This is a genomic window from Kosakonia sp. H7A, from assembly GCF_003028445.1.
GTDB lineage: Bacteria > Pseudomonadota > Gammaproteobacteria > Enterobacterales > Enterobacteriaceae > Kosakonia > Kosakonia radicincitans.
Genome location: NZ_PYTZ01000078.1, coordinates 1 through 511 on the forward strand (window position 1 = coordinate 1; position 511 = coordinate 511).

The 511-nt window shown below is 60.7% G+C and carries 2 protein-coding genes; both read left to right on the top strand.

The features are described from left to right. Positions 1 to 228 (top strand): hypothetical protein (locus tag CWM66_RS28270; protein ID WP_199200082.1); only part of this gene is annotated, 228 nt, incomplete at its 5' end. A 64-nt stretch (positions 229 to 292) separates the two neighbouring features. Continuing rightward, positions 293 to 505, top strand: coding sequence for a ribonucleotide-diphosphate reductase subunit beta (locus tag CWM66_RS28275; protein ID WP_233218448.1), 213 nt, complete (start codon positions 293 to 295; stop codon positions 503 to 505). Positions 506 to 511: the final 6 nt, after the last annotated feature.

Genomic DNA, 511 nt, shown 5'->3' on the forward strand with positions numbered 1-511 from the left:
AAGATGAAGCGTTATGCCGACCGCTCGGGTCAATCGGGCGTGGAAGCCTACCGGTTCGACGCGACCTCGATCTGGGTCAAGTTCCGCAACAGCGACACGCTTTACCAATACAGCAGCAAGGGCCGCGCCGGCCCGAGGAAGGTGGCGCGGATGAAGACGCTCGCCGAAGCCGGTGAAGGATTGAGCACCTATATCAGCCAGCACGCGCACGACGATTACGAGCGCTGAGGGCTGCCCCCAGCAAATTCCGTTTACTTCCGCCGCCGGGCGGGGAAATACAAGGCAACAGAACATGTCCGAACAACGCCGCCAGATGCTGCTCGACCCGGGTTTCGAACTGACCCTGCGTCCGATGCGCTACCCGCAGTTCTACGAGATGTACCGCAACGCGATCAAGAACACCTGGACGGTGGAGGAGATCAACTTCCAGATCGACATCTCCGACCTGCACTCGAAGATGACGCCGGCCGATCGCCACCTGATCCACCGGCTGGTCGCCTTCTAGATCGGA